Origin of the sequence: Mongoliibacter sp., assembly GCF_007692705.1 — a bacterium.
In the GTDB taxonomy this organism is placed as follows: Bacteria; Bacteroidota; Bacteroidia; order Cytophagales; family Cyclobacteriaceae; genus Mongoliibacter.
The window spans coordinates 1-3,023 of record NZ_REBN01000154.1; the positions used below are offsets into that span (position 1 = coordinate 1).

A 3,023-nucleotide genomic window follows, 5' to 3' on the forward strand; every position below is an offset into this window, starting at 1 on the left:
TTGGTGAAACAGCTTGGGCTGTCATGTATTCCAAAAATGGTGTGGATCAATTTGAAAAGATAAATTACCCTGTCGAACCTTTTGTTTATATCGAACTTGCAGATTTACTTCATCAGATAAGGGAATATGATGAAGCAATTGAATACGCAAAAAAAGGATTAGCAGCTTTTAAGATACTCAATTATGAAGAAGAATATGAAGATCCTTACAAAGACAAAATAAGTGCATTCAATACAATAGGTAGCAGCTTTTATAATAAAAATGAGTATGATTCTGCTATTTTTTATTGGCAGCATGCGCTTCAGTTTGCCAAAGAAAATGAGGATAATGTATTGGAGGCTAAAGTATTGGGAAATGTTGGAAAGATTATTTATGCCCAAAATAATTATGACTCAGCCAGGATTTTGTTCAAAACTGATTTTGAATACAGTTTGTACGATAGTGCATATAACGAAGCTGCCAACGCATCCCAATGGATGGCTCAGGCAAATCTGGCAAGAGGAAACAAGGTCGGCGCTTTAGCTGAAGCAAAGGAAGCTATCCATCTTTTGGGTCTTTGGCCGAACGCCAGATATCTCCGTGATACGTACTTCACCCTCAGTCAAATATATAGGGCAATGGGTGACTTTGACAGTGCATTTTACTTCAGCGACCGCTTTATATCATTAAATGATTCGTTAGAAAAAGAAATTGCAACCAGCAGTCTTGACATTTCTGCTGCGAGGTTAAAAAGTGAAGAGAGTCGTTACAGAATTGAAAAAATAAATAAAGAAAAACAGAAGCAGCTATTTATTAGAAATAGTTTGATAGCAACTATTATTGCTTTGTCCTTAATCGTTTTCTTGGTTATAAATAGAAGAAGATTAAAAACCAAGATAGCCTTGGAAAAGGCTGAAAGTGAAAAAATGCTGATGGAACAGGAAATAATGTCTGCTAAAGAACGCATAAAAAGCTTTACCAGCAATATTATAGAAAAAACCAGTCTAATCGAAAAACTGGAAGAACAACTGAATGGCAATATCCAATCTTCAGAACAACAGCAGTTGATTTCGGAATTAAGCCAGCAAACCATACTTACAGAGGATGACTGGTTGAAATTCAAGTCACTTTTTGATAAAATTTATCCAAATTTTTTCCAAAATCTCAAAAAAGGAGCAGCTGGTATCACGCTGGCTGAACAGCGGATGGCTGCGCTTACACGTATGGAATTAAGTAGCAAACAAATGGCTGCTATGTTGGGTATCTCAGTGGACAGCGTTCATAAAACCCGTCAACGCCTAAGGCAGAGACTTCAAATAGGATCCGATTCCAATCTTGACGAATACATCGCGGACATTTGATGCACGTCTTTTATTTTTACTAAATCTTTATATCCACTTTGATAGGATAAATCCTAGTACAACTCGATGGGCAGAAAAAAGGTCATTGATTGGCTTAAGATTTTAAATGAATCGTTAGTGTGAAAACTACTTCAATTTTTTTGAAAGAATGAAGTCTATTAAATAAAGGTTTATTAGCTAGTCCTACATCGAAAAACTTCTTGGGTCAAGACCTTTCGTTCTATTGACTGGATTTAATTTATAAGTAATTGAATATTAGGTTTTTAATTTTTACTTGTCCAGTCTTTGTCCGGTGTTTATATATTTTTTAAATACACTTGTCAGCATTTTGTCGCCTCAAAAAATTTGTTTGTCTTTAATTTACTGAGTTCTTCGATCAATAAAAATCTCTTAATCAAAATGAGTAGTAGGAAAAAAGATTGGACAATGATCATGTGGATTTTAGTCGTCCTGACACTCATTCTTATTGTTTATTTCATTTTCGAAAAGCGAATTGAAGCATTACAAGATTAAAAGAATTAATAATCCTTACCAACCGATCTCATTCTTCTTTAACCAAAAATAATAACCGTATGAAAACAATTTTACTCTTTTTTTTGTGCCTTGTAGCCCAAGTATCACATGCCCAAACATCACCAGGAAGAGTTATTTCGCCCGGCAGTGGATTTGATGGTGGTGACGGGGATGGTGGCTCTACATGCACTACGCCTTCGATAACAAATCAGCCGTCAAGTGCAACAATCACTTATGGAGAAGATGTTGAGTTTAAAGTTATAGGATCTGGTAATGTTTCCTTGATTCAATGGCAAGAATTTAACGATGATACTTGGACATCCCTCTCAAACGGAGGGATATACTCAGGAGTAACTTCTACAACACTAACTCTATTAAAACCATCTTTCAGTTTATCTGGAAGAAAATACCGTGTGGTGTTAACAGGTTGTAATACAGAGGTGACCTCAAACGGTGTGGCTACATTAACCGTAAATAAAGCCGATCAAATCATTAATTGGGCCAACCCTGCAAACATCACCTTCGGTACCGCTCTGGGTGCTGACCAGTTGAATGCAACCCTGACTACAGGAGAAGGTGAATTGACCTACAATCCGCCATCAGGTACGATATTAAATGCTGGACAAAGTACGTTACGTGTAGATGCCGCTGGGACAGCCAATTTCAATGCAGCCTTCAAGGAAGTAAGCATTACTGTTGAAGATCCTCTTGCGATAGCCAAGCAGCCGGAGGATTTAACAATCAATTATGGAGAGCGTCTTTCCTTTAGTGTTGAGGCTTCCGGTACAGAACCATTCTCCTATCAATGGCAACTATTTATAAATGAGTTCGGATTTGAAGATCTCGCAGTTGATTTTGAAGGCGGATTTTCAGGGTCTAAAACAGCAACTTTGGAATTTGAAACTCCAATTGTATCAAATACTGGATTGAGGTTTCGCGTAAGGGTTAATGATGCGAATGGTCGAGAAGTAATATCTGAGCCTGCGACTGTGACGGTTAATCCAAAAGAAATCACCGCTTCGATAATTGCACAAGCCAAAACCTATGACGGAAGTACAAATGCAGAAGCAAAGGGAAGTGTTCCTACGGAGGATTTGATCAGCGGAGACGTTGTAAACGTTTCAGTTGAAAACGCTGCCTTTGCAGAAGCGAATGTTGGTACTTGGATAG

Annotated in this window: 2 protein-coding genes; both read left to right on the plus strand. The window is 37.6% G+C overall.

What is annotated here, in order from left to right:
- On the plus strand, nt 1–1,340 hold a 1,340-nt coding region (locus EA341_RS09560; RefSeq protein WP_293013416.1), incomplete at its 5' end, for a hypothetical protein.
- Between the two features lie 572 nt (nt 1,341–1,912).
- On the plus strand, nt 1,913–3,023 hold a 1,111-nt coding region (locus tag EA341_RS09565), incomplete at its 3' end, for a YDG domain-containing protein (protein ID WP_293013419.1).